Source organism: Variovorax sp. YR216, assembly GCF_900107745.1.
Taxonomy (GTDB): Bacteria; Pseudomonadota; Gammaproteobacteria; order Burkholderiales; family Burkholderiaceae_C; genus Variovorax.
In genome coordinates this window covers 615,239-638,244 of the sequence record NZ_FNRO01000002.1, presented here as the reverse complement: position 1 = coordinate 638,244, position 23,006 = coordinate 615,239, and the positions used below count along the sequence as shown (strand labels likewise).

The following is a 23,006-nucleotide window of genomic DNA, read 5'->3' as shown; positions in this document are numbered from 1 at the left end:
TTGCTACAAGAATCTCGGTTGGGCACTGATCCTAAGCGGGCCGACGGCGGCAGAATGGCGATACAGAGACAACATTTGTCGAAACTATGCCGTCCACAGCCGCCCAATCCATGGCGCCCGTCGACACGCCCGCCCGGCGCGCCACGCCGCCCTATCCCGCGCCGACCAACAGCGTGGGTCCGCTCACACCGCACCTCTACGCCCCGGACGCGCTGCGGCCGCTGCGCGCCAAGGAACACTTCCTGAAAGCCGACACCCTGGTCGAGTTGCACACGCATCCCTGGCCGCAGCTCACCTTCTCGACGCGCGGCGTGATCCGCCTGAGCACCGAGGACGGCAGCTACATCGTGCCGCCCTCGCGCGCGCTCTGGGTGCCGGCGAACATGTCGCACAGCATCACGCTGATCGAGGACGCCGAGCTGCGAACCGTCTACCTGCATAGCTGGCTGGGGCCCAACTGGGAAAAATGCGAGGTGCTGGAGATCAGCCCCTTGCTGCGCGCACTCATGCTCGCACTCGACACCACGCCCGACGGATTGCCGCCCGCAGATCCGCACGCGGCGCAGCGCGAACGCTGGATCGCTCCGCTGCTGGTGGACGAACTGGAGCGCGCGACCCAGATCCGCATCGACGTGCCGCTGCCCGCCGACAAGCGCTTGCGCCAGTTGTGCGAAGCGCTGCTGCGCAACCCGGCCGGCCGGGCCACGCTGGCGGAGCGCGCCGAGTCGATCGGCGCCAGCGAGCGCACCGTGGCGCGCCTGTTCCGGGACCAGCTCGGCATGAGCTGGCAGCAGTGGCGGCAGCAGGCGGTGCTCGCGCACGCGCTGCCGCTGCTGGCGCGCGGGATGGCGGTGAGCCAGGTCGCATCCGCCAGCGGCTACGCCACCGACAGCGCCTTCTGCGCGATGTTCAAGACGGCGACCGGAAAGTCGCCGACCGCCTTCCAGCACAAGCGGCGCGTCGCGAACGACGTCAGCCCAGCATCCGCAGCAGCTTGAGCATGCGCTGCAGGCGCGCGCCGTACGGCGGATAGAGCATCGAGCCCAGCGCCCAGCGCGACTGGACCAGCACCGGCTTCTGCTGCGTGAAGCGCAGGAAGCCGGTCTCGCCGTGGTAGGCGCCCCAGCCGCTCTCGCCGACACCGCCGAACGGCAGGCCCTCGTGCGCGATGTGCATCAGCGTGTCGTTGACGGTGACCGCACCGCTCACCGTCTGCGCGAGCACGCGGTCGCGCGCGGCGGTGTCGGTGCCGAACCAGTAGAGGGCGAGCGGGCGCGGGCGCGCATTGATGTATGCGATGGCTTCCTCGCTGTCGTCGCACGGGAGAACCGGCAGGATCGGGCCGAAGATCTCCTCCTCGAGCAACCTCAGCCCCGGCCGGGCACCCAGGACCAGCGCGGGTGCGAACTGGCGGCTTCCCGGCGGTGCCTCGCCCGTCCGCTCGATGCGCGCGCCCTGCGCCCTCGCCTCGTCCAGCAGTCGGTGCAGGCGAGCGAGGTGGCGCTCGCCGATGACTCCCGCGTAGTCCGGATTGCCGTCGATGCGCGGAAACAGCCGCGCGACCGCGCGCCGCCAGGCGTCGGCAAAGGCGTCCTCGCGCCCGCGCGGCAGCAGCACATAGTCGGGTGCGATGCAGGTCTGGCCCGCGTTGAGCAGCTTGCCGTGCGCGATGCGCAGCGCCGCCTCCTCGAGGTCGGCGGACCCATCGACGATGCAGGGCGACTTGCCGCCCAGCTCCAGCGTCGTCGGCGTGAGGTTGGCCGCTGCCGCCTGCGCCACCTTGCGGCCGACGGCGGTGGAGCCGGTGAAGAACAGATGATCGAACGGCAGGGCCGCGAACTCCGCGGCCATGTCGGCATCGCCCTGCACCACCGCGAATTCGCCCTCGGCGAAGATCCTGGCGACCAGCTCGGCCAGCACGGCGGATGTGCGCGGCGTGAGCTCGCTCGGCTTGAGCAGCACGCGATTGCCCGCCGCCAGCGCCGTGGCCGCCGGGCCGAGCGAGAGCTGCAGCGGGTAGTTCCACGGCGAAATGACGCCCACGACACCGAGCGGCTGTCGCTGCACCCATCCGCGCGCCGGCTGCAGGTAGATCGGCGTGCGCACACGCACCGGCCGGCTCCAACGCTTTGCGTTCCGGAGCAATTGCGAAAGCAGGCTGCGCAGCACGATCAGGTCGGCCACTTCGGTCAGCGCCGGCGAGCGGATACCGAAGTCGGCCTCCACTGCGGCAGCAATCGCGGCACCGTGATCGTCGAGCAGGCGCTCGACGCGCCGCACCCTGTCGAGGCGTGTGGCGATCGGCACATCGGGCGCTTCGCGGCTGGCGCGGCGCTGAAGATCGAAAAGGGACTGCAGTTCGGTCATGCCCGCAATCTAGCCTCTCTCCGAGCCACGAGGGCTGAGTTCGAATCGCCTGCTTTCGTATCATCGGCGGGTGCAATCCCCAACCTCCTGCGCCCCAGGGCCATGACATTGAACCGCGACCAGCTCGCGCGCTGGCTTCCCTTCCTCGCATGGCCGCGACCGGATCGCGCGCTGCTCGTCACCGAGGCCTCGGCCGGCGTCACGGTCGCGCTGATGGTCATTCCTCAAGGCGTGGCCTATGCGGCGCTGGCGGGCATGCCGCTGGTCACCGGCGTGTACGCGGCGCTCTTCCCGGCGCTGATCGCGGTGCTCTTCAGTTCTTCCGCGCGGCTCTCGGTGGGTCCGACCGCGCTGACCAGCCTGCTGGTGGGCGCGTCGCTCGCGCCGCTGGCGATACGGGGCAGCAGTGAATGGGTGGCGCTGGCCGTCTGGCTGACGCTGCTGTCGGGCGTCATGCAGGTCGTGCTCGGGGCCGCTCGCTTCGGCTGGCTGCTTCGCATGGTCAATTCACCCGTGCTGATGGGGTTCACGCAGGGGGCGGCGGTGCTCATCACGCTGTCGCAGCTGCCGGCGCTGCTGGGCTTCACCGGGCGAAGCTTCGTGCAGCTTCTGCACGGTCCGCCGCCGGACTACATCGCGATCGCGTTCGGCCTCGGCGGCATGGCGGCGCTGTGGCTCGGCAAGAAATGGGCGCCGCGCTTTCCGACGACGATGGCGCTCGTTGCTGCTGCGGCTGTGATCAGCGGCGCCATCAGCTACGCGCTGCGCGGCGGCGCGGTCATCGGCACCCTGCCTTCGGGCTTGCCGTCGTTCTACTGGCCGGGCTGGTTGTCGCTGGATGAATTCGGCAACCTGCTCCTGCCTGCGTTTCTCATCACGCTGGTGAGCTTCCTTGAAACCGCATCGAGCGCCAAGGTGGACAACGCGCGCGCCGGCAAGCTCTGGAACGAGAACCAGGATCTCATCGGCCAGGGGCTGGGCAAGATCGCATCGGGCCTCACGGGGTCGTTCCCGACGAGCTCGTCCTTCTCGCGCTCGGCGATCACGCTGTATGCGGGCGCCAAGTCGCAATGGTCGACGCTGTTCAGCGTGGTCGTGGTCGCGGCAGCGCTGCTGTGGGCGATGCCGCTGCTCTATCACGTGCCGCAGGCGGTGCTGGCGTCGATCGTGGCGACGGCGACCATCGGCCTGCTGCGGCCGTCGGCCTTCGTGGCGCTCTGGCGCATCTCGCGCATCGAAGCGGCCATCGCGCTCGCGACCTTCTGCCTCACCATCGCGACCGCGCCTTCGATCTACTGGGGCGTGCTCGGTGGCCTGCTCGCGGCGCTGGCGCACTACATGTACCGCCATCTGCATCCGCGCATCATCGAAGTGGGGCTGCACCCGGACGGCAGCCTGCGCGATCGCCATCTGTGGCACCTGCCCCCGCTCGCGCCCAACCTCTATGCGCTGCGCATGGATGCCGAGCTGGACTTTGCATCGGCCAGCACGCTGGAGCGCGCCATCAGCGTCGCGCTCGCCAGGCAAAAGCTGACCGACGTCTGCCTGTTCGCCTACCCGATCAACCGGATCGACATCACGGGCGCGGAAGTGTTCGGAAGCATTCGCCGCCTTCTCGAGTCGGAAGGCGTGCGCTTGCACGTCGCGGGTCTCAAGCTGCCGGCGCAACAGGTGCTGGAGCGTGCCGGCCTGCTGTCGCCGGGCCCGATGCTCTTCAGCTACCGCACCGACGCCGAAGCGCTTGCGGCGCTCACGAGCGGTCCGGCGCGGGACGCGTCGCCGGTCGAAGTCAATCCCGAACCTGTCGCCGCAGGTTCTTGATTTCCGAGCGCTGGCTCTTGCCCTCGAGCCGGCGCTGCCTCGCGCCATAGCTCGGCTTCGTGGCGCGTCGCACCCGCGGTGGTGTTGCGACGGCATCGACCAACTCCTGCAGGCGCGCGATTGCATCGTCGCGATTCATGTCCTGGCTGCGGTGCCGCTGGGCCTTGATGACCAGCACGCCTTCGTGAGTGATGCGGCTGTCCCGCGAATTGAGCAGGCGCGCCTTGACGTCATCGGGCAACGAACTCGCCGGTATGTCGAAGCGCAGGTGCACCGCGCTCGACACCTTGTTGACGTTCTGCCCACCCGCACCTTGCGCGCGGATGGCGCTGAATTCGACCTCGGACCGGTCGACGAGAACTGCGGGTCGCAGCATGAACGCCGCGATCTACTCGCCGCGCGACGGCTTCACGGACACGTCGGTGACGCTGCCCGCATCGTTCAGTCGCACCGGACTGTCGGCCGCCTGACCCTGCGCGCGGGCGCTGACGACGTCCGCCGCCGTCGGCTCCTGAGGCCTTCCGGCCGAGCGGAATCGATCGAAACCGCTGCGGGGATCGAAGCGCATGACCCACGGTGTCACCGGCTTGCCGGTGAGCCGTGCCCACGCATAGCGCAAGCCCCAGACCGCCGCCAGCAGCAGCACGGCGACGGCGAGGCTGGCCGCGAAGACCAGCCCCAGCATGAAGAGAATCAGTCGGACGAGGAAATTGACCATCGGTTTTAGGCCACGGCCTTCGCCGCAGGTTCCCCGGCCTTTTCAAAGCTGAACTGGCCGGGCGCCTGGATCGGGTCCGTGGTGACCACGATCGTATCCTTCGGACCGAAGGTGCCGTCAAGCAGCAGCTTCGACAGCGGGTTCTCGATGCGCTGCTGGATCGCACGCTTGAGCGGCCGCGCGCCGAACACCGGGTCGAAGCCAACCTTGGCGATCTCCGCGAGCGCCGCCGACGACACGTCGAGCGCCAGATCCATCTTCGCGAGCCGCTGCTGCAGCACCTGGAGCTGGATCGATGCGATCGCCTCGATGTTCTTCGCGTCGAGCGCGTGGAACACCACCGTCTCATCGATGCGGTTCAGGAACTCGGGGCGGAAATAGTTCTTCAACTCGTCCCACACCGCCTCCTTGATCTCCTCGTTCGGCCGGCCGACCATCTGCTGGATGATCGGCGAGCCGATGTTGCTGGTCATGACGATCACCGTGTTCTTGAAGTTCACGGTGCGGCCCTGGCCATCGGTCAGGCGGCCGTCGTCGAGCACCTGCAGCAGCACGTTGAAGACATCCGGGTGCGCCTTCTCGACCTCATCGAGCAGCAGCACGCTGTAGGGCTTGCGGCGCACGGCCTCGGTCAGGTGGCCGCCCTCCTCGTAGCCCACGTAGCCGGGCGGCGCGCCGATCAGGCGCGCGACCGAGTGCTTTTCCATGAATTCGCTCATGTCGACGCGGATCAGGTGATCCTCGCTGTCGAACAGGAAGCCCGCGAGCGCCTTGCACAGTTCAGTCTTGCCCACGCCCGTCGGGCCGAGGAACAGGAACGAGCCGGTCGGGCGGTTCGGGTCCGCGAGGCCCGAGCGCGAGCGGCGGATCGCATTCGCGACTGCGCTGATCGCTTCGTCCTGTCCGACGACGCGCTCGTGCAGCTTGTCTTCCATCATCAGCAGCTTGTCGCGCTCGCCCTGCATCAGCTTGCTGACCGGAATGCCGGTCGCGCGCGAAACCACCTCGGCGATCTCTTCCGAGCCGACCTGGGTGCGCAACAATGTGGGCGCGCTGGACTTGCCCTTGCTCGCTTCGGTCTCCTGCGCTTCCTTCAGGCGCTTCTCCAGCCCCGGCAGCTTGCCGTACTGCAGCTCAGCGACCTTGTTGAAATCGCCCTTGCTCGTGAATTCGGCGATCTGGAACTTGATCTTGTCGATCTCTTCGCGGATCTGCGCGCTGCCCTGGGCCTGCGCCTTCTCGGCCTGCCAGACCTCGTCGAGGTCGGCGATTTCCTTCTGCAGGCGCTTGATCTCGTCCTCGATCAGTCCGAGGCGCTTCTGCGAGGCTTCGTCCTTCTCCTTGCGCACCGCTTCGCGCTCGATCTGCAACTGGATCAGGCGACGGTCGAGGCGGTCGATGGCTTCGGGCTTCGAGTCCATTTCGATCTTGATGCGCGCGGCGGCCTCGTCGATGAGGTCGATCGCCTTATCCGGCAGGAAGCGATCGGTGACGTAGCGGTCGGACAACTCGGCCGCGGCCACGATGGCCGGGTCGGTGATGTCGACGCCGTGGTGCACCTCGTACTTCTCCTTCAGGCCGCGCAGGATGGCGATGGTCGCCTCCACGCTCGGCTCGCCGACGAGGATCTTCTGGAAGCGGCGCTCCAGTGCGGCATCCTTCTCGATGTACTTGCGGTATTCGTCGAGCGTGGTCGCGCCGACGCAATGCAACTCACCCCGGGCGAGCGCGGGCTTGAGCATGTTGCCTGCATCCATCGCGCCTTCGGCCTTGCCGGCGCCGACCATGGTGTGCAGTTCGTCGATGAAGACGATGGTCTGGCCCTCGTCCTTCGCGAGTTCGTTGAGCACGCTCTTCAGGCGCTCTTCGAATTCGCCGCGGTACTTGGCGCCCGCAAGCAGCGCCGCCATGTCGAGCGACAGCACGCGCTTGCCCTTGAGCGTATCGGGCACTTCGCCCGCAACGATGCGCTGCGCGAGGCCTTCGACGATCGCGGTCTTGCCCACGCCGGGCTCACCGATGAGCACCGGGTTGTTCTTGGTGCGGCGCTGCAGCACCTGGATGGCGCGGCGGATCTCCTCGTCGCGGCCGATGACCGGGTCGAGCTTGCCCAGGCGCGCGCGCTCGGTGAGGTCGAGGCAGTATTTCTTGAGGGCTTCGCGCTGGCCTTCGGCATCGGCGCTGTTCACGCCCTGCCCGCCGCGCACCGCATCGATCGCGGCTTCGAGCGACTTGCGCGTGACGCCATGGCTGCGCGCGAGGTTGCCGATGTCGGCCTTGCTGTCAGCCACCGCGAGCAGGAAGAGTTCGCTCGCAATGAACTGGTCGTTGCGCTTGATGGATTCTTTTTCGGTGGCCTGCAGCAGCTTGCCGAGATCCGGGCTCACCTGAACCTGGTCGTGGCCCTGCACCTGCGGCAGCTTCTTGATGGCCGCTTCAGCGGCCTGGAGCAATCCGGGCACGTTGGCGCCGGCCCGTTCGAGCAACGCACGCGGGCCATCGTCCTGGCGCAGCATGGCGACCAGCAGATGGACCGGCTCGATGTAGGCGTTGTCATTGCCCAATGCCAGCGACTGCGCGTCGGCGAGGGCTTCCTGGAATTTGGTGGTGAGTTTGTCTTGACGCATGGCTTGATTCCTGCATTCAAAATAGGGATGTTCCGAGTCGATATCAAGGCGGCCCGGATTTTTTTCAATCGCAATCTTTGGAGTCGATAGATGTTCAAGTCAACATGGGGTGGCGCCAGGCGCCTGATGCAAGGCCTTTTCGCGGCCGGCCTGCTGGCCGCGGGAGGCGTGGCACTCGCGCAGCCCGGCGGGACACCCATCCGCCTGCTGGTCGGATTCCCGGCGGGCGGCGGCACCGATGCCATTGCACGCATGTTGGGTGAAAAGCTCAAGGATCAACTCGGTGCGCCGGTGCTGGTCGACAACCGCGCGGGCGCGGGCGGCCAGATCGCCGCCCAGGTGCTCAAGACTTCGCCGGCAGACGGTAACACGCTCTTCCTGACCCACGACCACACGATCTCCATCCTGCCCCAGGTGGTGAAGAACCCGGGTTTCGATCCGCAGCATGACTTCGTGCCCGTCGCGGGCTTCGCCACCTTCGCGAACGCATTGGCAGTCTCGGGCGGCACGCCAGCCAAGACGATGAACGAGTACGTGAACTGGGTGCGCACCCAGCGCGGCGGCAAGGACACGATCGGCGTGCCGGCGCCGGCGTCGATCCCCGAATTCCTCGTCAAGCTCATCGGCACCAAGTACAAGCTCGACCTGCAGGCCGCGCCCTACCGCGGCAGCGCGCCGATGATGTCCGACATGCTGGGCAACCAGATCTCGGCGGGCATCGGCTCCATTCCCGACTTCATCGAGAACCAGAAGGCCGGCAAGATTCGCGTGGTGGCCGTCATCGGCGCGAAGCGGCAGGCCGTGCTGCCGCAGGTGCCGACCTTTGAGGAACTGGGTCTTTCGGGGCTGGAGGATCTGCCCTACTACGGCGTCTTCGCGCCGGTAGGCACGCCGCAAGCTGCGATCGATCGCTTCGGCAACGCGCTCGCCAAGGTGCTGGCGATGCCCGATGTGAAGGAACGGCTGACGGCGATGGGGCTGACAGTCGGCTTCATGCCGCAGGGCCAGTTCGCCGGAGCTGTCCGCAGCTACACGCAGACCTGGGCGCAGATCATCAAGGCCAGCGGCTTCCAACCCCAGTGATGGGCTCGCCCCCCAGCCTCGCCCACTGCGTGTGGCTCGGACACCCCCCTGCCGGGGGGCAACACCTGCGGCCCGGCGGAGCCGGTTCCGCGGTGTTTCGCGAGGGCGGCGCGCTGCGCGCGGCCGCTCTCTTATGCGTTGCTGGCGGTGATGCCCCAGCGGGCTAGCGCAGCGTCGTCGTCCACTCGCGCATCCACCCAGCGGGCGCCTTCTGGGGTTTGTTCTTTCTTCCAGAACGGCGCCTGGGTCTTCAGGTAGTCCATCAGAAATTCGCAGGCCTGGAAGCTTTCGCCGCGATGCGCAGAGACGACGGCCACCATCATGATCTGGTCCTGCGGCTGCAACAGGCCGACGCGGTGGACCACGCGCGCACCGAGGATGTCGAAGCGCCGGTGCGCCTCGTCGATCATGGATTCGATCGCCTTCTCGGTCATGCCGGGATAGTGCTCGAGCTCCATCGATGCGACGTCGCTGCCGTCGTTGCGGTCGCGCACCGTGCCGATGAAGCTGCAGACCGCGCCGACACGCGGATTGCCCGCGCGTAGCGCTGCGACCTCCTTCTGCAGGTCGAAGTCTTTAGTCTGGATCGAAACGCGCGCACCGGTCATCCGGGGATTGTGGCACTGCGATAGACTCGCGCGATGCCCTGCAACGCCCCGCTACGCCTCCTGTCTTCGTTCGAAGACGCGACCTGCGCGCTGCTGCAAGGCAAATCCAAAAAAACCAAGCTCATCTGACCGGAGCTTCGGTTCCGTCGTCGGATGAGCGACGGAACCCGCAAGGCTCAGGCTGCAGCCGGTTGTGTGCGCGCATTCGACGGTGGTTCTTCCATCGGTCGATTCCTGAAAGGAAACCGCGTGCAAATCACCCCCCATCATTCGCCTGACTTTTCCGGGCTCTGGATCCCGCTCGTCACACCGTTCCAGGGCGGTGCGGTGGATCACTCTGCGCTGGCCCGGCTGGTCGAACGGCTCGCGCCGACGGGCATCGCCGGCTTCGTGGTCTGCGGCTCGACCGGCGAGGCGGCGGCCCTGGACGAAGACGAGCAACTCGCGGTGCTGGACACGGTCGGCCGCGCCGCGCCCTCGGTGCCGCGCATCATGGGGATTTCGGGCTATCACCTCGGCAAGACGCTCGCCTGGGTGCGGCGGCTCGGCGAGCACGGGATCGCCGGGCTCCTGGTTCCGGCGCCGAACTACATCCGTCCCTCGCAGGGCGGCATTCGGGACTGGTTCATGGCGATCGCCGACGCCAGCGCCGTTCCGATCGTGATCTACGACATTCCGTACCGCACGGGCATTGCGATCGCGCGGGATACCTTGCTCTCGCTGGCCGCACACCCGCGCATTCGCGCGATCAAGGACTGCGGCGGCGACGCGGCCAAGACACGTGCACTCATCGCGGACGGCCGCCTCCAGGTGCTCGCGGGAGAAGACGCCCAGCTGTTCAGCACAGTCGCGGAAGGCGGCGCCGGCGCCATCGCCGCGAGCGCGCATGTGCAGACATCGCGATTCGTCGGCGTGCTTCGCTTGCTGGGCGAAGAAAGGCTCAAGGAAGCGCGGGCGCTATGGCAGCCGCTGCTCCCATTGATCGAGGCGCTTTTTGCCGACGCGAACCCGGGCCCGATCAAGGCATTGCTCGCGCACGAAGGGCTGATCGCCGATGAGTTGCGCCCGCCGATGACCCGCTCGCCGGCGAACCTGCTGGATCGACTGCTCGAGATCGACGCGGCGATCAACCGCCGGTGACAGGCGGAAAGAAGGCCACCTCGCTGCCCTCGCGCAGCGCGGCCTGCTCGCCGCTCATGACCTGGTCGAGCGCCATGCGCACCGCACGGCCTCGCGCCAGGGCACTGGCGTGCGGCTCGCCGCGCGCGATCAGCTCGTCACGCAGCGCGCCGAGATCGGGCGCCGAGGTGTCGATCGCCTCGGCGCCCGTGCCGAGCGCTTCGCGCACGGAGGCGAAATAGCGGACGTTGATCTTCATGTTCAGGCCAGCAACGATGGGAAGGGGATGAACTGGACCATGTCCCCGGCCTTGAACGGTTGGCCGGCGGGCGTGTCGATCACGCCGTCACCCCAGACGGTGGACGTCAGCACGCCCGAACTCTGGTTGGCAAAGAGGTCCAGGCCGCCCGCCGCGTTGCGGCGTGCACGCAGGAACTCGCGGCGACGATCGGCACGCGGCCAATCGAAATCGGCGCGCATCGCCACCGGCTCGATCGCGACACGCTTGGCGCCCTGCAGCGTGAGAAGGAAGGGTCTGACGAGCAGCAGGAACGTCAGAAAACTGGACACCGGATTGCCGGGAAGGCCGGTCAGATGCGCGTTCCCGATGCGGCCGTAGGCGAAGGGCTTGCCGGGCTTCATCGACAGCGACCAGAGTTCGAGCTGACCCAGATGCTGCACGGCGGCCTTGATGTGGTCTTCCTCGCCCACCGAGACGCCGCCCGTGGTGATGATCAGGTCGTTGCGTTGCGACGCTTCGCGCAGCGCCTCGATGGTCGCCTCGCGGCGGTCCGGGACGATGCCGAGGTCGTTGACCTCGCAGCCGAAGCGCTTGAGCAGCGCACGCATGAAGAAGCGGTTGGAGTTGTAGATCGAGCCCGGCTTCATCGCATCGGGTGCGACCTCGCCGGGCATCACGAGTTCGTCGCCGGTGGACAGCAACGCGACGCGCGGACGCCTGGACACCTCGAGCTGGGCGAATCCGACGCTCGCCGCCAGGCCCAGACCCGCGGGGGTGAGCCGGTCGCCCTTTGACAGAACGACGTCGCCGGCCGCGACGTCCTCGCCGGCACGGCGAATCCATTGACCCGGCGCCGGGGCGATCTCGATGCGCACGCTGCCCAGGCTGCCTTCCTCGGCAATTGCCTGCGTGTCTTCCTGCATCACGACCGCATCCGCCCCTTCGGGAATCTGCGCGCCGGTGAAGATCCGTGCCGCGGTGCCGGCCGCGAGCGGCGTGCCGACGGTGCCGGCCGGAATGCGCTGGGCGACACGCAGCACGGCCCCGGCCGTCGCGCAATCGGCAGCGCGCACCGCGTAGCCGTCCATCGAGCTGTTGTCGCGCGGCGGCACGGTGAGCCCCGAGACCACGTCCTGCGCAAGCACCCGGCCGTCGGCTTCGAAAGTCGACACGCTTTCGGCTCCGAGTTGGGGCGAAGCCGCTGCGAGCAGGCGCGAAAGCGCTTCATCGAGCGCCATCAGAGGGGGACGCGAGGTCGTTTCAGCCATGGTGCTTCACCTTGTATTCGAATCGTTCGGCATGCAGCAGAAGCCACTCGGCGATGCCATCGACGTCGTCGAGGTCAAAGATCGGCAGTTCGGTCGCTTGCGGAAGGCTCTGCGGGGTGTTGGTGGCGATGCCGACGATGAAGCCGTCCTCGGTGTAGCGGACGGGCCGGGCATCTTCGCCTTCCGCAGGCGCGCGCCACACCTCGAGCTTGCGCAGATCACTGTGCTTGAAGCCTTCCACCAGCACCCAGTCGACGCCGGGATCGAGTTCCGCGATCAGGTCGTGCACGCCGAGCTGGGTTGGCGCGTCGAACTCGCGAATGAGCGCCAGGCGCTTGTCCGAGCCGACCACCACTTCGAAGGCCCCGGCCTCGCGGTGCCGGAACGTGTCCTTGCCCGGATGGTCGATGTCGAACTTGTGGTGCGCATGCTTGACCACCGAGACGCGCTGGCCCTTCCGCTTGAGCACGGGGATCAATCGCTCGACGAGCGTCGTCTTTCCCGCACCCGAGAAGCCGGCGAATCCAATGATCTTCATGAAATTTCCCGCAGGCTTCGCGCACTTCGTGTCGCTACGCCAACCCCCTCTCCGGGGGCGCACACAGCGGCCCGGCCAAGCCGGTTCCGCGGGCGCCCTGGGTTGGGCAGAGCCAGCTTCATCTCAATCGCAATGCTTCGCGATGTAGGCCTTGACCGCCTCCACATCGGCGGGGAGCTTGACGACCCGCTTGGGCAGATCCTCGATGCCCTGGAAGCGCGCGGGACGTTCGGGCTCATGGCCCAGGGCCTCGACGATGGTCTCGGCGAACTTGATCGGCAGCGCCGTTTCGAGAACGATCATCGGCACGCCCGGCACAAGGTGCTCGCGCGCGGCCTTGAGGCCGTCGGCGGTGTGCGTGTCGATCAAGGTCGCGAAGCGCTTGTCGGTGTCGCGGATCGTCGCAAGACGGTCGGCATGCGTGCTTCTGCTGCTCGCGAAGCCGAATTCGGTGGCGGCTTTCGCAAACACCGGATCACCGCTGAGATCGAAGCGGCCGGTGCGGCCCAGTTCGCCCTCGAACAATCCACGGCTCTTGACGGCATCGCGACCGACCAGATCGAAGATGAACCGCTCGAAATTGCTGGCCTTCGAGATATCCATCGATGGGCTCGAGGTCTCGTGCGTATCGGCCGCAGAACGGACCCGGTAGATGCCGGTGCGGAAGAACTCGTCGAGCACGTCGTTCTCGTTCGTTGCCACCACGAGCGTGTGGATCGGCAAACCCATCATGCGCGCCACATGGCCTGCACAAACGTTGCCGAAGTTGCCCGAGGGCACGGTGAAGCTCACCGGCTTGTCGTTGCTCGCCGTGGCGTGGAAGTAGCCGGCGAAGTAGTACACGACCTGCGCCAGCAGCCGCGCCCAGTTGATCGAGTTGACGGTGCCGATCTTGTACTTGCGCTTGAACGCGAGGTCGTTGGACACCGCCTTGACGATGTCCTGGCAGTCGTCGAAGACGCCCGCGACGGCGATGTTGTGGATGTTTTCGTCCTGCAGGCTGAACATCTGCGCCTGCTGGAACGGACTCATGCGCCCGTCCGGCGAGGTCATGAAGACGCGCACGCCCTTCTTGCCGCGCATGGCGTACTCGGCGGCGCTGCCGGTGTCGCCGCTGGTCGCGCCGAGGATGTTGAGCTGCTCGCCGCGTCGCCCAAGCTCGTACTCGAACAGGTTGCCCAGGAGCTGCATCGCCATGTCCTTGAAGGCCAGCGTCGGGCCGTTGGACAGGGCTTCGATATAGACGCCATCCTCGAGCTCGCGCAGCGGCACGATGTCGGGCGTGCCGAACACCTCCTCGGTGTAGGTCTTCGCGCAGATCGCCTTCAGATCGGCAGCCGGGATGTCGTCGACGTAGAGCGACAGGATCTCGAAGGCGAGTTCCGCATACGGCAGGCTGCGCCACTTGGCGAGCTGGGCCGCGTCGACCTTCGGATAGTGCTCCGGCAGATACAGCCCGCCATCGGGCGCGAGGCCTTCCAGCAGGATTTCGCAGAAGCGGCGACGCTCGGGATGGCCGCGCGTGGAGAGATAGCGCATCAGGACAGCTCTTCCTTGCGAATCCGCACGATGGGCGCGAGCACGGTCGGCAGCGCCTGCACCTGGGCAAGCACCTCGTCGAGCGTGCCTTCGCGCGTGTCGTGCGTGAGGATGATGAGGTCGGTCTGCGTCGAGCCTTCGCCGCCCACTTCGTCGGCTTCGCGCTGCAGAACCGCGTCGATGCTGATGCCGGCGCTCGCGAGCAGGCCAGTGACCTTGGCGAGCACGCCCGCTTCGTCGGCTACGCGCATGCGCAGGTAATAGCTGGTCACCACTTCCGACATGGGCAGGACCTTCAGGTCGCTCATCGCGTCGGGATGGAACGCGAGGTGCGGCACGCGGTGGGCCGCGTCGGCGGTGTGCAGGCGGGCGATGTCGACCAGATCGGCGATGACGGCGCTGGCGGTGGGCTCGCTGCCCGCGCCCTTGCCGTAGTAGAGGGTGGTGCCAACGGCATCGCCATTGACCACCACGGCGTTCATCGCGCCTTCGACGTTGGCAAGGAGGCGCTTCGACGGCACCAGCGAGGGATGCACGCGCAGCTCGATGCCGTGCGCCTTGCGCTTGGTCACGCCCAGGAGCTTGATGCGATAGCCGAGCTGCTCGGCGTACTTGATGTCCTGCGCGGCGAGCTTGGTGATGCCTTCGACATGGGCCTTGTCGAACTGCACCGGGATGCCGAATGCGATCGCGCTCATGATCGTGACCTTGTGCGCGGCATCGACGCCTTCGATGTCGAAGGTCGGGTCGGCCTCTGCATAGCCGAGGCGCTGCGCTTCCTTGAGCACCGTATCGAAGTCGAGCCCCTTGTCCCGCATCTCCGACAGGATGAAGTTGGTGGTGCCGTTGATGATGCCGGCGATCCACTGGATGCTGTTGGCCGTGAGGCCTTCGCGCAGCGCCTTGATGATCGGGATGCCGCCTGCGACCGCGGCCTCGAACGCGACCATGACGCCCTTGGCATGCGCGGCCGCAAAGATCTCGGTACCGTGAACCGCAAGCAGCGCCTTGTTGGCAGTCACCACGTGCTTGCCTGCAGCGATGGCTTCGAGCACGAGCTGCTTCGCGATGCCGTAGCCGCCGATGAGCTCGATCACGATGTCGATGTCGGGGTTGGCAATCACCGCTCGTGCGTCGCCCACGACCTTCACGCCCTCGCCGACAACGGCCTTGGCGCGCGCCGTGTCGAGGTCGGCGACCATGGTGATCTCGATGCCGCGGCCGGCGCGGCGCTTGATTTCTTCCTGATTGCGCTGGAGCACCTTGAAGGTGCCGCTACCGACCGTGCCGATGCCGAGCAGGCCAACTTGGATGGGTTTCATGATTTCGTCTTCAATGCGGGAAAGCGGGAAAGGCAAGGCCGGCCGGCGGATCAGGCGAGCCGGTTCCGGTAGCGTTCGAGAAAGCCGGCAATGCGGTTGATGGCCTCGCGCAGATCCTCCTCGTGGGGCAGGAAAACAATGCGGAAGTGATCGGGCGTCTTCCAGTTGAAGCCGGTGCCCTGGACCAGCATCACCTTGGTCTCCTTGAGCAGGTCGAGGAAGAACTGCCGGTCGTCCTCGATCGGATAGACCTTCGGATCGAGCTTCGGGAACATGTAGAGCGCAGCGCTCGGCTTGACGCAGCTCACGCCCGGGATCGCGGTGATGAGTTCGTAGGCCAGGTCGCGCTGGCGGCGCAAGCGCCCGCCGGGGCTCACGAGTTCGTTGATGCTCTGGTAGCCGCCGAGCGCAGTCTGGATCGCCCACTGGCCTGGGACGTTGGCGCACAGGCGCATGTTCGAGAGCATGTTGAGCCCCTCGATGTAGTCGCGCGCCATCTTCTTGTCGCCCGACACCACCAGCCAGCCGGCGCGGTAACCGCACGAGCGATAGCTCTTGGACAGCGAGTTGAAGGTGAGCGTGAGCACGTCCTTCGACAGGCTCGCAATCGCGGTGTGCTTGACGCCGTCGTAGAGCACCTTGTCGTAGACCTCGTCGGCGAAGATCACGAGGCCGTGCTCTCGCGCGATCTCGACGATGCCCATGAGCAGCTCATCCGAATACAGCGCACCGGTCGGGTTGTTCGGATTGATGACGACGATGCCCTTGGTACGAGGGGTGACCTTGGCACGAATGTCGTCGAGGCTGGGCATCCAGCCGTTGTCCTCGTCGCAGAGGTAATGCACGGGCTTGCCGCCAGACAGGCTCGCCACAGCGGTCCACAGCGGATAGTCGGGCGCGGGCAGCAACAGTTCGTCACCATCGTTGAGCAGCGCGTTGGTCGCCATCGCGATCAGCTCGCTCGCGCCATTACCGAGATAGATGTCATCGAGCGTGACGCCCGCGATCCCCTGCTTCTGCGTCTCGTGCATCACCGCCTTGCGTGCCGCGAAGATGCCCTTGCTGTCCGAATAGCCCGCCGATGCGGGCAGGTTGCGGATCATGTCCTGCTGGACCTCTTCGGGTGCATCGAAGCCGAACACGGCCAGATTGCCGATGTTGAGCTTGATGATCTTCTGGCCCTCTTCCTCCATCTGCTTGGCGGCGTCCATGATCGGGCCACGGATGTCGTAAAGCACGTTGGCCAGCTTGGCCGATTTCTTGAGCGGTTTCAAAGTCCCTCCAAGGGGGTCTGCGCAGGGGAAAACCTATAATTTGACCACAGTTCCCCGCCGTTCCCGATGAAGCTCCAGCCCGACAAATCCGACGTCCAGACACTGACTGCACATGGCCCAGGCTGGGTGGCCATCAACAACGAACGCGTCGACGCCAGCGTCGTCGTCGGCTCGCGCGGCGAGCGCTTCACGTGGAATTGCACGCATTTCGATGAATTGGGGCCGGGTCACTTCGCCCAACTGGCGTCGCTGGGGGCCGAATTGATCATTTTCGGCAGCGGAGCACGCATCCGGTTTCCGAAGCCGGTCTGGCTCCAGCCGCTCATGGCTCAGCGGACCGGCGTCGAGACGATGGACACGGCGGCGGCCTGCCGCACCTACAACATCCTCGCGAGTGAAGGCCGGCACGTGATTGCCGCCCTCCTTATTGAGGAGGCCCCGGGCAGGCAGTAAGAGGCATTTCGAGGTAAAATTGCGGGTTGCAAGCCGGCGGCCCGCCCTCATCTAGCAACGACCAATCCCCTCCATGGACTCGACTCGTTCGGGCATGGAATCAAACCGGAGAAAACAAGTTTCATGGCGATCGTTGTCAACAAACCCATTCCCGAATTCGACGCCAATGCTACCGGCGGCCTGAAGGTCTCGAACACCTCGCATCTCGGCCAAGTTCTGGTGATGTACTTCTATCCCAAGGACAACACGCCAGGCTGCACGACCGAAGCCATGCAGTTCCGCGATCGTTACAAGGATTTCGAAAAGGCTGGCGCCACAGTGTTCGGCGTGTCGCGCGACAACATGAAGTCGCATGACGAATTCAAGGCCAAGCTCGAACTCCCCTTCGAGCTGATCGCGGACACCGAAGAAAAAATGTGCCACATGTTCGGCGTCGTCAAGAACAAGATCATGTACGGCAAGAAGGTCAAGGGCATCGAGCGCAGCACCTTCCTGATCGGTGCGGACGGCGTTCTCAAGGCCGAGTGGCGCGGGCTCAAGGTGCCCGGCCATGTCGACGAGGTACTCAAAGCTGTCAAGGCGCTCAAAAAAGCCGCCTGATCGACCAAGTGTGAGGTTTTGCGCGCCCCCCGTTGGCGACGCGCAACGAACAGAGGTAGTGACATTCGCGATGTGCATAATGGCTCCATGCCGTTGAGTTCCGCGACCGCATCCACCGAACAAAGCCGCCAGGTTCTTCAGGCGGCTTTTTCGTTTTCTGGCCCCTTCATTCTTGCGAGCGAACCGCCCCATGCCCCTGCCCCCCGCCCCCACGAAACGTGCCGCCATGCTTTCGCCGAGCGCGCACGATGCGCCCGCCCGGTCTTCGCAGGGCCGAAGCGGTCGCCGTTCCACTGATCGGAAATCGGAAGAAGGCGGCACGGCCGGGCCTCGGCCGCTCGAACTGTTCGATCGCCACGATGGCGAAGCGGGCGGAAGTGTCGAAACCCTTTCCCCGCCCAAGGCGAAGGCTCCGACTCCGCTCGCGAAAGCGCCGTCTCCGACCTCTTCGGAAGTCGCGGAGACATCTGCCGCAGCCGTGCGTCAGGCTCAGCAACGCGCCAAGCGCAGCAAGTCGAACGGGCCGGCCAAGCTTTTCGTGCTCGACACCAACGTGCTGCTGCACGATCCGATGTCCCTCTTCCGCTTCGAGGAGCACGACATCTTCCTGCCGATGATCGTTCTCGAAGAGCTCGACGGGCACAAGAAGGGCACCACGGAAGTCGCGCGAAACGGCCGCCAGGCCAGCCGGACGCTGGACGCCCTGGCCGCCGCACAGGGCGCGGACATGGCCAAGGGCCTGAAGCTGGATACCACCGGCCATCGCGAATCCGGCGGCAAGCTCTTCTTCCAGACGGAGCCGCTCGAATACACGTTGCCCACCAGCCTGCCGCAAGGCAAGGCCGACAACCAGATCCTGGGCGTTGTCCAGGCGCTGCGCGACCTGAACTCGAAAGACGCTTCGGGGCGGCCGAAGCGGGAAGTCGTGCTGGTGTCCAAGGACATCAACATGCGCGTCAAGGCACGCGCACTCGGCCTGCACGCCGACGACTACCAGAACGACAAGACGCTGGAAGACGGCGATCTCCTCTACTCGGGCTCGCTCGCGCTGCCGGCGGACTTCTGGACCCGCCAAAGCAAGACCGTCGAGAGCTGGCAAAGCGGCAGCAGCACGTTCTACCGCGTCAGCGGGCCGATCGTGCCCAACCTCTACATCAACCAGTTCGCCTATTTCGAAGCGCCCGGCGAGCCGAGCATGTATGCAAGGGTGACCGAAATCCGCGACAAAACGGCGGTACTCAAGACGCTCAAGGACTACGGCTCCATCAAGAACGCCGTCTGGGGCGTGAACACGCGCAACCGCGAACAGAACTTCGCGATGAACCTCCTGATGGATCCCGAGGTCGACTTCGTGACGCTTACCGGCACCGCCGGCACCGGAAAGACGCTGATGGCGCTGGCCTCCGGCCTGACGCAGGTCCTCGATGACCGTCGCTATACCGAGATCATCATGACCCGCGCCACTGTCAGCGTCGGCGAAGACATCGGCTTCCTTCCTGGCACCGAGGAAGAAAAGATGGGCCCATGGATGGGCGCGCTCGACGACAACCTCGAGTTCCTGGCAAAGGGCGACGGTGGCGGCGCCGGTGAATGGGGCCGCGCCGCGACCAACGAACTCATCCGCAGCAAGATCAAGATCAAGAGCATGAACTTCATGCGTGGGCGGACCTTCCTGAACAAGTACGTGATCATCGACGAGGCCCAGAATCTCACGCCGAAGCAGATGAAGACGCTGGTCACGCGGGCAGGCCCGGGCACGAAGATCATCTGCATGGGCAACCTGGCGCAAATCGACACCCCTTACCTCACCGAGGGCTCCTCCGGCCTGACCTTCGCAGTCGACAAGTTCAAGGGCTGGCCGCACAGCGGCCACATCACGCTGGCGCGCGGCGAGCGTTCGCGCCTGGCGGATTTCGCCAGCGACGTGCTCTAACCCGCCGCGCCGGCGCCCCTCGACGGGCGCGAAATCCACTGCCCGCCACGCTCCTGACAGAACGCTGTCAGGAGCTGTCGCGCACCATTCGGGCTTCATTCACTGTTCAAGGAAGCCCTTTCATGACGACCGCCATCAACTGGTTCGAAATCCCTGTCGCGGATATGGATCGTGCACAGGTGTTCTATGAAAGACTGCTCGGCCGCACATTGAGGCGCGAGACCTTCGGCGGCGATCTGATGGCCGTCTTTCCGTACGACGAGCCCGCCAGCGGCGGCTGCCTCACCGCCGGCCCGAACCATGCGGCCGCGGCGGGCAGCGGCATTCGCATTTATCTCGACTGCATGCCGAGCATTGATGCTGCGCTGACCCGCGCTGTCGCCGCTGGCGGCCAAGTCGTGATGCCGAAGTCCGAGTTGCCGGCCGGCATGGGTTTCATCGCCCATCTGCGAGACACGGAAGGCAACGAGGTCGGGCTGCACGCGCTGGCCTGAGGCACCTCATCTGGCAGCACGCAGGACGAGCCGCCATCAATTCGCTCCGCATTCGGAGCGATGGGTTTTGATACGGAGCAAGCCATGCAACCTCAACTTCAACGACTCGGTGCGTTCAACGTCGCGGGGCTGACCGCGCGGACCACCAACCGTGACGAAAACGATCCTGGGGCCGCGCGGATCGGCACTTTGTGGAACCGCTTTTTCGACGAGCGCATCTACGAGAAGACGCCTCATCGGATCGCCGACATGCGCCTCTATGGCGTCTATTCGGCCTATGAGACCGACGCCAGTGGCGCCTTCGACATCACCACAGGCGTCGCGGTTGCCGGTGGTCCGGAAGCGGTGCGCATCGAAGGCGGTGACTACCTAGTGTTCACCGGACAGGGCGCCATGCCCCAGATGGTCCTCGCAGTGTGGGAGGCGATCTGGCAATATTTCGACGACCATCCTGAAATACGACGTCGGTATCGAAGCGACTTCGAGGCGTACAGCGGACCTGAACAGGTCGCCATCCACATTGGAGTTGAACTGGACTGACATGAAACCCACCCCCAGCCTCGCCCACTCCGTGTGGCTCGGAGACCCCCTTGCAGGGGGCAACCCCGGCGGCCCGGCAAAGCCGGTTCCGCGGGGTTCCCGGCTTCGGCTGTGTTGGGTTTCGTGCGATCCAGGTGGGAGCGGCCCAATCGACAAGAAACTGTTCGGGAGCTGAACGCCCGCATGCGCCGCGCCGACCGTCTGTTCCAGATCGTCCAGATCATTCGCGGGCGGCGGCTCACGACCGCAGCCTTCCTCGCGCAACGCCTGGAGATCTCGGAGCGCACCGTCTATCGCGACATCGCCGATCTTCAGCGCCAGGGCGTACCGGTCGATGGAGAAGCCGGGGTCGGCTACCGCATCGGTTCAGGTTTTGACCTTCCACCGCTCATGTTCACTCAGGACGAGGCCGCGGCGTTGGTTGCATCGGCCCGGCTCGCGCAGAGCTGGGTCGACACCGCGATGGCGCGGGATATCGAATCCGCGCTTGGAAAGATCCTTTCCGTACTGCCACCAGCGGCGCGCGTGTCCGCCGAGAGTCTTGCGCTCTATGCACCGGCCTACGTGCTCGACGATGGCACGCGCACTCGGCTGCAGGTACTGCGAGAAGCCGTGCAATCTCGGCACAAGGTCCGGATGGACTATCACGACGTCGTCAGCGCGCCAACGCAGCGCACGGTGAGGCCCCTCGGGTGCTTCTATTGGGGAAAGGTCTGGACCTTTTCCGCCTGGTGCGAACTCAGGGAAGACTTTCGCGCTTTCAGGCTCGATCGCATCGATCAGATCGAAGTGCTGCCCGAGCGCTTCCGCGATGAGGCCGGCAAGACGCTCGCGGATATGCTGAGGAGCCTGCAGTCGAACTCGCGAAAGGCTGATTCAGCGAATCAGAACTAGAAATCGTCGCCGCCCATGGCGAGATTCTCGAACTTGGTCAGCGGCTTCAGGAACGCCAGCTTGACGGTGCCGGTCGGCCCATTCCGGTGCTTGCTGATGATCACTTCCGCGACGCCCGGCTCCTTGCTGTCCTTGTTGTAGTAGTCGTCACGGTAGATGAACATGATGAGGTCGGCATCCTGTTCGATCGCGCCCGATTCGCGCAGATCGCTCATCATCGGACGCTTGTCGGTACGGCTTTCAACGCCACGGCTCAACTGCGACAGCGCGATCACGGGGCACTTGAGTTCCTTGGCCAGCATCTTCAGGCCGCGCGAGATTTCGCCCACCGCAGTGGCTCGGTTCTCGTCGTTCATGCTGGTCGACACGCTCATGAGTTGGAGGTAGTCGACCACGATCAGCCCGAGCTTGCCGTACTGCCGCGCAAGCCGCCGCGCATTGGCGCGCAGCTCGCTGGTGGTCAGGCCCGGCGTCTCATCGATGTGCAGCGACACATTGCGCAGCTTTTCGATGGCCTCCGTGAGCCGCGGCCACTCGTCGTCGGTGAGCTTGCCGGTTCGCAGGTGGCCCTGGTCGATGCGGCCGATCGAGCCGACGATACGAACCGCCAGCTGCGACGCACCCATTTCCATGGAGAACACCGCGACGGGCAACCCTTCGTTGAGCGCGACGTGCTCCGCGATATTGATGGCCAGCGAAGTCTTCCCCATCGACGGCCGGGCCGCGAGCACGATCATGTCGCCCGGCTGCAGCCCCGAGGTCATCTTGTCGAACTCGTAGAAGCCCGTGCGAACGCCGGTGATGTCGTTCGGGTTCTCGGCCATCTCGGTCACGCGGTCAAGCAGTTCGACCACCAGCGCATCCATGCCCTGGAAGCCCTGCTTCATCCGCGTGCCCTCTTCGCCGATGTTGAAGATCTTCTGCTCGGCCTCGTCGAGGATCTTGTCGACCGCCTTGCCTTGCGTGTTGAAGGCATTCGTCGCGATTTCATCGCTGGCGGCGACGAGCTTGCGCAGGATCGATCGCTCGCGGACGATCTCTGCGTATCGCCGAATGTTGCTCGCGCTCGGTACGTACTGGGCGAGCGAGTTGAGATAGCCAAGTCCGCCGATTTCCTCGGCCTTGCCGAGGTTCTGCAATTGCTCGTAGACCGTGATCACGTCGGCCGGCTTGCTGGCGTTGATCAGGGTGCCGATGGCGGCGTAGATCAGCTTGTGCTCATGACGATAGAAGTCGCTGTCCACGACGACATCGCCCATGCGGTCCCACGCCCCATTGTCCAGAAGCAGCCCGCCAAGGACGCTCGATTCGGCTTCGATCGAATGCGGCGGAATGCGCAATTGCGCGATCTGGCGATCGTTCGAGGGGTCGTTATCGGCGTAGGAAAAAACGGCGGACATGAGGCTCCTTGCAACCCTGCATGCTAAGCCGCGCGACGCACGGCGTCACGTGGACAAGGCTGTGAATATTCGGTGATCTTCCGGTGAACGACGCGGGACAACGCGGCCACTCTAGAAAGCAAAAGCCGCCCGAAGGCGGCTCAACAGGACAAGGTCGCATCAGCGAC

Annotated in this window: 22 protein-coding genes; 10 read left to right on the top strand and 12 right to left on the bottom strand. The window is 65.5% G+C overall.

Features of this window, described 5'->3' with window-relative positions:
• Nucleotides 1–110 precede the first annotated feature (110 nt).
• On the top strand, nucleotides 111–998 hold the full coding sequence (locus BLW05_RS07920; protein WP_093161594.1) for an AraC family transcriptional regulator: 888 nt from the start codon (nucleotides 111–113) through the stop codon (nucleotides 996–998).
• On the opposite strand, the gene BLW05_RS07915 is transcribed toward BLW05_RS07920, so the two are convergent.
• Complete coding sequence (locus tag BLW05_RS07915) at nucleotides 973–2,367, bottom strand: coniferyl aldehyde dehydrogenase (RefSeq protein ID WP_093161593.1); 1,395 nt, start codon at nucleotides 2,365–2,367, stop codon at nucleotides 973–975. The two genes, BLW05_RS07920 and BLW05_RS07915, sit on opposite strands and share 26 nt — an antisense overlap.
• Before the next feature lie 102 nt (nucleotides 2,368–2,469).
• Between BLW05_RS07915 and BLW05_RS07910 the strand changes: the two genes are divergently transcribed.
• A complete protein-coding gene (locus BLW05_RS07910; RefSeq protein WP_093161592.1) occupies nucleotides 2,470–4,188 on the top strand; it encodes a SulP family inorganic anion transporter in 1,719 nt (572 codons plus the stop codon).
• On the opposite strand, the gene arfB is transcribed toward BLW05_RS07910, so the two are convergent.
• From arfB to clpB, 3 genes are read right to left on the bottom strand one after another with little or no spacing between them, the layout of a single operon-like run.
• On the bottom strand, nucleotides 4,157–4,564 hold the full coding sequence (arfB, locus tag BLW05_RS07905; RefSeq protein WP_093161591.1) for an alternative ribosome rescue aminoacyl-tRNA hydrolase ArfB: 408 nt from the start codon (nucleotides 4,562–4,564) through the stop codon (nucleotides 4,157–4,159). The genes BLW05_RS07910 and arfB overlap by 32 nt on opposite strands.
• Nucleotides 4,565–4,576: 12 nt before the next feature.
• On the bottom strand, nucleotides 4,577–4,906 hold the full coding sequence (locus BLW05_RS07900; protein ID WP_093161590.1) for a hypothetical protein: 330 nt from the start codon (nucleotides 4,904–4,906) through the stop codon (nucleotides 4,577–4,579).
• A 5-nt stretch (nucleotides 4,907–4,911) separates the two neighbouring features.
• Nucleotides 4,912–7,533 carry an ATP-dependent chaperone ClpB gene (gene clpB, locus BLW05_RS07895; protein WP_093161589.1) on the bottom strand — a complete coding sequence of 874 codons (2,622 nt, stop codon included), beginning with the start codon at nucleotides 7,531–7,533 and terminating at the stop codon, nucleotides 4,912–4,914.
• Nucleotides 7,534–7,623: 90 nt separating this feature from the next.
• Between clpB and BLW05_RS07890 the strand changes: the two genes are divergently transcribed.
• Nucleotides 7,624–8,616, top strand: a complete 993-nt coding sequence (locus BLW05_RS07890; RefSeq protein ID WP_093161588.1) for a Bug family tripartite tricarboxylate transporter substrate binding protein — start codon at nucleotides 7,624–7,626, stop codon at nucleotides 8,614–8,616.
• Nucleotides 8,617–8,747: 131 nt separating this feature from the next.
• On the opposite strand, the gene BLW05_RS07885 is transcribed toward BLW05_RS07890, so the two are convergent.
• Nucleotides 8,748–9,224, bottom strand: coding sequence for a molybdenum cofactor biosynthesis protein MoaE (locus BLW05_RS07885; protein ID WP_093161586.1), 477 nt, complete (start codon nucleotides 9,222–9,224; stop codon nucleotides 8,748–8,750).
• A 153-nt stretch (nucleotides 9,225–9,377) separates the two neighbouring features.
• Between BLW05_RS07885 and dapA the strand changes: the two genes are divergently transcribed.
• Nucleotides 9,378–10,364, top strand: coding sequence for a 4-hydroxy-tetrahydrodipicolinate synthase (gene dapA, locus BLW05_RS07880; protein WP_093161579.1), 987 nt, complete (start codon nucleotides 9,378–9,380; stop codon nucleotides 10,362–10,364).
• Here the strand turns inward: dapA and moaD are convergent.
• The 6 genes from moaD to BLW05_RS07850 form a co-directional block, all read right to left on the bottom strand.
• On the bottom strand, nucleotides 10,351–10,602 hold the full coding sequence (gene moaD, locus BLW05_RS07875) for a molybdopterin converting factor subunit 1 (RefSeq protein WP_093161578.1): 252 nt from the start codon (nucleotides 10,600–10,602) through the stop codon (nucleotides 10,351–10,353). The genes dapA and moaD overlap by 14 nt on opposite strands.
• 2 nt (nucleotides 10,603–10,604) lie before the next feature.
• Complete coding sequence (gene glp, locus BLW05_RS07870) at nucleotides 10,605–11,852, bottom strand: molybdopterin molybdotransferase MoeA (protein ID WP_093161573.1); 1,248 nt, start codon at nucleotides 11,850–11,852, stop codon at nucleotides 10,605–10,607.
• Nucleotides 11,845–12,390 carry a molybdopterin-guanine dinucleotide biosynthesis protein B gene (gene mobB, locus BLW05_RS07865; RefSeq protein WP_093161570.1) on the bottom strand — a complete coding sequence of 182 codons (546 nt, stop codon included), beginning with the start codon at nucleotides 12,388–12,390 and terminating at the stop codon, nucleotides 11,845–11,847. The genes glp and mobB overlap by 8 nt, the downstream gene beginning before the upstream one ends.
• 123 nt (nucleotides 12,391–12,513) lie before the next feature.
• The gene (gene thrC / locus BLW05_RS07860) at nucleotides 12,514–13,929 is read right to left on the bottom strand and encodes a threonine synthase (RefSeq protein WP_093161568.1); all 1,416 of its coding nucleotides are present in this window, start codon (nucleotides 13,927–13,929) and stop codon (nucleotides 12,514–12,516) included.
• Nucleotides 13,929–15,251 (bottom strand): homoserine dehydrogenase, encoded by a 1,323-nt coding sequence (locus BLW05_RS07855; protein ID WP_093161567.1) that lies wholly within the window; start codon nucleotides 15,249–15,251, stop codon nucleotides 13,929–13,931. The genes thrC and BLW05_RS07855 overlap by 1 nt, the downstream gene beginning before the upstream one ends.
• Nucleotides 15,252–15,301: 50 nt before the next feature.
• Entirely contained in the window at nucleotides 15,302–16,525 is a 1,224-nt protein-coding gene (locus BLW05_RS07850) for a pyridoxal phosphate-dependent aminotransferase (RefSeq protein ID WP_093161565.1), read from the bottom strand.
• A 66-nt stretch (nucleotides 16,526–16,591) separates the two neighbouring features.
• Here BLW05_RS07850 and BLW05_RS07845 point away from each other — a divergent pair, with 66 nt between their 5' ends.
• The 6 genes from BLW05_RS07845 (at nucleotide 16,592) to BLW05_RS07820 (ending at nucleotide 21,439) form a co-directional block, all read left to right on the top strand.
• Nucleotides 16,592–16,978, top strand: a complete 387-nt coding sequence (locus tag BLW05_RS07845; RefSeq protein WP_093161564.1) for an Mth938-like domain-containing protein — start codon at nucleotides 16,592–16,594, stop codon at nucleotides 16,976–16,978.
• A gap of 123 nt (nucleotides 16,979–17,101) precedes the next feature.
• The gene (locus tag BLW05_RS07840; RefSeq protein ID WP_088957623.1) at nucleotides 17,102–17,578 is read left to right on the top strand and encodes a peroxiredoxin; all 477 of its coding nucleotides are present in this window, start codon (nucleotides 17,102–17,104) and stop codon (nucleotides 17,576–17,578) included.
• Between the two features lie 190 nt (nucleotides 17,579–17,768).
• On the top strand, nucleotides 17,769–19,511 hold the full coding sequence (locus BLW05_RS07835; RefSeq protein ID WP_093161562.1) for a PhoH family protein: 1,743 nt from the start codon (nucleotides 17,769–17,771) through the stop codon (nucleotides 19,509–19,511).
• A 122-nt stretch (nucleotides 19,512–19,633) separates the two neighbouring features.
• The gene (locus tag BLW05_RS07830) at nucleotides 19,634–20,005 is read left to right on the top strand and encodes a VOC family protein (RefSeq protein WP_093161560.1); all 372 of its coding nucleotides are present in this window, start codon (nucleotides 19,634–19,636) and stop codon (nucleotides 20,003–20,005) included.
• A gap of 84 nt (nucleotides 20,006–20,089) precedes the next feature.
• Entirely contained in the window at nucleotides 20,090–20,545 is a 456-nt protein-coding gene (locus tag BLW05_RS07825) for a GyrI-like domain-containing protein (protein WP_093161559.1), read from the top strand.
• A 183-nt stretch (nucleotides 20,546–20,728) separates the two neighbouring features.
• A complete protein-coding gene (locus BLW05_RS07820; RefSeq protein ID WP_093161558.1) occupies nucleotides 20,729–21,439 on the top strand; it encodes a helix-turn-helix transcriptional regulator in 711 nt (236 codons plus the stop codon).
• Here the strand turns inward: BLW05_RS07820 and dnaB are convergent.
• Entirely contained in the window at nucleotides 21,436–22,839 is a 1,404-nt protein-coding gene (gene dnaB, locus BLW05_RS07815) for a replicative DNA helicase (RefSeq protein WP_093161557.1), read from the bottom strand. The two genes, BLW05_RS07820 and dnaB, sit on opposite strands and share 4 nt — an antisense overlap.
• Nucleotides 22,840–23,006 lie beyond the last annotated feature (167 nt).

What these genes read in the sequence shown, in the direction of transcription:
- BLW05_RS07920 (WP_093161594.1), top strand. Translation starts at nt 111, where the DNA reads ATGGCGCCCGTCGACACGCCCGCCCGGCGCGCCACGCCGCCCTATCCC.
- BLW05_RS07915 (WP_093161593.1), bottom strand. Translation starts at nt 2,367, where the DNA reads ATGACCGAACTGCAGTCCCTTTTCGATCTTCAGCGCCGCGCCAGCCGC.
- BLW05_RS07910 (WP_093161592.1), top strand. Translation starts at nt 2,470, where the DNA reads ATGACATTGAACCGCGACCAGCTCGCGCGCTGGCTTCCCTTCCTCGCA.
- arfB (WP_093161591.1), bottom strand. Translation starts at nt 4,564, where the DNA reads ATGCTGCGACCCGCAGTTCTCGTCGACCGGTCCGAGGTCGAATTCAGC.
- BLW05_RS07900 (WP_093161590.1), bottom strand. Translation starts at nt 4,906, where the DNA reads ATGGTCAATTTCCTCGTCCGACTGATTCTCTTCATGCTGGGGCTGGTC.
- clpB (WP_093161589.1), bottom strand. Translation starts at nt 7,533, where the DNA reads ATGCGTCAAGACAAACTCACCACCAAATTCCAGGAAGCCCTCGCCGAC.
- BLW05_RS07890 (WP_093161588.1), top strand. Translation starts at nt 7,624, where the DNA reads ATGTTCAAGTCAACATGGGGTGGCGCCAGGCGCCTGATGCAAGGCCTT.
- BLW05_RS07885 (WP_093161586.1), bottom strand. Translation starts at nt 9,224, where the DNA reads ATGACCGGTGCGCGCGTTTCGATCCAGACTAAAGACTTCGACCTGCAG.
- dapA (WP_093161579.1), top strand. Translation starts at nt 9,378, where the DNA reads ATGAGCGACGGAACCCGCAAGGCTCAGGCTGCAGCCGGTTGTGTGCGC.
- moaD (WP_093161578.1), bottom strand. Translation starts at nt 10,602, where the DNA reads ATGAAGATCAACGTCCGCTATTTCGCCTCCGTGCGCGAAGCGCTCGGC.
- glp (WP_093161573.1), bottom strand. Translation starts at nt 11,852, where the DNA reads ATGGCTGAAACGACCTCGCGTCCCCCTCTGATGGCGCTCGATGAAGCG.
- mobB (WP_093161570.1), bottom strand. Translation starts at nt 12,390, where the DNA reads ATGAAGATCATTGGATTCGCCGGCTTCTCGGGTGCGGGAAAGACGACG.
- thrC (WP_093161568.1), bottom strand. Translation starts at nt 13,929, where the DNA reads ATGCGCTATCTCTCCACGCGCGGCCATCCCGAGCGTCGCCGCTTCTGC.
- BLW05_RS07855 (WP_093161567.1), bottom strand. Translation starts at nt 15,251, where the DNA reads ATGAAACCCATCCAAGTTGGCCTGCTCGGCATCGGCACGGTCGGTAGC.
- BLW05_RS07845 (WP_093161564.1), top strand. Translation starts at nt 16,592, where the DNA reads ATGAAGCTCCAGCCCGACAAATCCGACGTCCAGACACTGACTGCACAT.
- BLW05_RS07840 (WP_088957623.1), top strand. Translation starts at nt 17,102, where the DNA reads ATGGCGATCGTTGTCAACAAACCCATTCCCGAATTCGACGCCAATGCT.
- BLW05_RS07835 (WP_093161562.1), top strand. Translation starts at nt 17,769, where the DNA reads ATGCCCCTGCCCCCCGCCCCCACGAAACGTGCCGCCATGCTTTCGCCG.
- BLW05_RS07830 (WP_093161560.1), top strand. Translation starts at nt 19,634, where the DNA reads ATGACGACCGCCATCAACTGGTTCGAAATCCCTGTCGCGGATATGGAT.
- BLW05_RS07825 (WP_093161559.1), top strand. Translation starts at nt 20,090, where the DNA reads ATGCAACCTCAACTTCAACGACTCGGTGCGTTCAACGTCGCGGGGCTG.
- BLW05_RS07820 (WP_093161558.1), top strand. Translation starts at nt 20,729, where the DNA reads ATGCGCCGCGCCGACCGTCTGTTCCAGATCGTCCAGATCATTCGCGGG.
- dnaB (WP_093161557.1), bottom strand. Translation starts at nt 22,839, where the DNA reads ATGTCCGCCGTTTTTTCCTACGCCGATAACGACCCCTCGAACGATCGC.